Consider the following 2585-nt stretch of genomic DNA (forward strand, 5'->3'; position numbering starts at 1 on the left):
AGACACAAGACGTCGGCATGCCTCCCTCACGCCGAGCGAAACCATGCCTGACCAGCAGAAATCAAGAGATCACGTTCGGTTGAGATACGGCTTCTTAGCTCGGACTGGCGCGCCCCAAGGCCTGTTACCGGCCATCGACCAGCGGGGCTACATCGACCAGTTCACCTCGATGTCTGCCTCATCTCTGTCGGTCCCCATCCAGACGATGAGTCGCCATGTCCGAGAGCGCGTTCGTCGCGGCTCCTGTGGAAAAGATCGTGCCGAGGCTGGCGGCGCGGCGCATCACCCCTGAAGCGGAAGCCGCGATCTCCGCCCGGGTCGACGAACTCAACGCCGACATCGTCAAGCTCCTCCATGGGTGCGAATAGAGTCGCACCCATGGGAACAGACTGGGAGAGCATCCTCGGGGCAAGTGGCGCAGACCTCGCTGATGCATATGACAATGTCGCTTCCAAAGCCGTCTACGACGGCAGGGACCTCGGGGACGACGAGCCGGCGCTACCCTTCGATGAGGACTGACCCGGCGTCTCTCGCGCGACCAGCCCTATCCATGCTCGCCCGTCCTCCCGGCTGTGCACCAAGGCCGCCTGCACAGGCACCACGAGGTCGCCAGAGCTATGACGATCGCCGGGGCTCTGCCCCGAACGATGGGCGAGGCAAAACGACCTGGATCACGCCACAGGCATGATGTCCACCACGGCTTGCCGATATGGAGGCTGGGTGGAAATCCGCCCAGCCTCCGGTGTGCCTACGGGGCAAGCTGAGGTTCCCCCGCTGTGCGGGAGTGGCTGACTAGCTGGTCAGAGCGGGTTGACGTGGTTTCAGGTCCACTTGTTTGGTCGCTGCCTGGTCGGCGTAGTGCTTCTCCTCGTACTCGATCGGGCTGAGGTAGCCGAGCCGTTTCTGGATGCGGCGGGGGTTGTAGAAGCCGTCGATGTATTCGAAGAGTGCGAGGTTCGCTTCGGCCCTGGTGGCGAAGATGCGGCCGCGGATGCATTCGGTCTTGATGACCATCCACAGGTTCTCCGCCAGGGCATTGTCGAACGGGTCGCCGACCGAGCCCATGGACGCCTGGATACCGGCTCTGAGCAGGCGTGTTGTGAGCTTCACGGATGTGTATTGGGCAGCCGTGGTCGGCGTGGTGGACGAGCTCGCCGGGGACGGGCTCGCGGCTGGCCAGGGCGTACTCCAGCGAGGTGAGGACCAGGTCCGCGTCCGCGCGGGCGGAGGTCTCCCAGGCCACGACGCGGCGGGAGAAGGCGTCGCGGATCGCGGACAGCCACAACGGTCCCTCCCCGGTGGGGATCATGGTCAGGTCGGTGACCCACAGCCGGTTCGGCCCGGCCGCGGTGAAGTCGCCGCGTTGCACCAGGTCAGGTGACAGATCGGCGTCCGGGTCACGTCGGGTGAAACCCTTGCCCCGGCGGGGGCTGATCCCGGCCAGGCCGGCTTGGCGCATGAGCCGCTCGACGCGCTTGCGGCCGACGTGGACGCCCTCATGCTTGAGGACGGCGTGCACGCGGGGTGAGCCGTAGATCCCGCCGGACTCGTCGTGGACCTGCCGGATCCTGCCCGTCAGTTCGGCGTCCCGGCGGCGCCGTTCGCACGGCTCCTTCTCCGCCTGGCGCCAGCGGTAGTAGGTGGAGGAGGGGATGTTGAGTTCCCGGAGTACGGGCTCGACCCCCAGATGTGGGTGCTCGTCGAGGAGCGCTGTCACCTGGGCCGGGTCGGGTCGAGCTGGGCTGCGAAAAAAGCCGAGGCCGTCCGCAGGACCTCATTCGCACGCTTGAGCTGGACATTCTCCTTACGCAGGGCGGCAAGCTCCTCACGCTCGGCCGTGGTGAGCATGTCCCCTCGCTCGCCGGCGTCGGCCTCGGCCTGGCCAATCCAGTTGCGCAGGGCCTCGTGGTGCACGCCGAGTTCCTCGGCCATGCGGCGGATCACGGGCTTCGGCTCGGAAGCGCGGTACATCCGACCCGCACGCTCACGCAAGGGGCAGGCATCGTCAGAGCTCCTCTCATGAGCTCCATCTGACCTGCTGTCACCTCTCCCCGCATCTCGGGGGAACCTCAAGCACCCACCCGGCCGGAGCTCTGCGCAGGGCTGGCTGGGGCGGGGCGTTCGTCCTTGACGGAGACCTGCCAGGGTTCGGTTGCGACCAGGTATCTCTTCGTCCCACGCATCTCTCACAAACGAGAGCGGCTGGCGATGCGGTCTGAGGTGAAGCGATCATGAACGTAGTTGAATGATTTACGCACGTTTCCTTCACTCCCCTGCCGCTACTGTTGCAGACGTGGGATCCGGCGCGCTTCCCACCGTCCAAATGACCCTGAGGGGGGCATGTCCACAACTCCTAGCCTCGCTGTACCAGCCGATCTCCACTGGGTCCCCGAGGGCATCCCCGATCAACTCAGCACCCGCATCGTCCACACCTGGCTCGGCGAGACCTGGTCCCGCGACGATCACAGCATCGTCATCGCATCCGGGCTTAGAGGTTGTCTCACGTGGCGTGATGCTCGTGCGGCATGATGTCGGTCGTGAGTGCTGATCTGTCGAAGCGGTTGGTTCCTGACGAACTCTGGTCC

At 65.4% G+C, this 2585-nt stretch carries 4 protein-coding genes and 1 pseudogene; 2 read left to right on the forward strand and 3 right to left on the reverse strand.

Annotated features, from left to right (window positions below):
* Positions 1-215: 215 nt before the first annotated feature.
* Positions 216-368 (forward strand): hypothetical protein, encoded by a 153-nt coding sequence (locus tag ACGFYH_RS37265; protein WP_393807610.1) that lies wholly within the window; start codon positions 216-218, stop codon positions 366-368.
* 10 nt (positions 369-378) lie between these two features.
* The gene (locus ACGFYH_RS37270; protein ID WP_393807611.1) at positions 379-519 is read left to right on the forward strand and encodes a hypothetical protein; all 141 of its coding nucleotides are present in this window, start codon (positions 379-381) and stop codon (positions 517-519) included.
* Between the two features lie 273 nt (positions 520-792).
* On the opposite strand, the gene ACGFYH_RS37275 is transcribed toward ACGFYH_RS37270, so the two are convergent.
* The 3 genes and pseudogenes from ACGFYH_RS37275 to ACGFYH_RS37285 form a co-directional block, all read right to left on the reverse strand.
* Positions 793-1110 (reverse strand): transposase, encoded by a 318-nt coding sequence (locus ACGFYH_RS37275; RefSeq protein ID WP_393807612.1) that lies wholly within the window; start codon positions 1108-1110, stop codon positions 793-795.
* Between the two features lie 28 nt (positions 1111-1138).
* Positions 1139-1717, reverse strand: a pseudogene (locus ACGFYH_RS37280) (IS3 family transposase); the annotation flags it as partial.
* Positions 1714-1971: a transposase gene (locus ACGFYH_RS37285; RefSeq protein WP_393807613.1), complete on the reverse strand. Its 258-nt coding sequence runs from the start codon at positions 1969-1971 to the stop codon at positions 1714-1716. The gene ACGFYH_RS37285 and the pseudogene ACGFYH_RS37280, both read right to left, overlap by 4 nt.
* Between the last annotated feature and the right edge of the window lie 614 nt (positions 1972-2585).

Source organism: Streptomyces sp. NPDC048392, assembly GCF_043200575.1.
Lineage (GTDB): Bacteria > Actinomycetota > Actinomycetes > Streptomycetales > Streptomycetaceae > Streptomyces.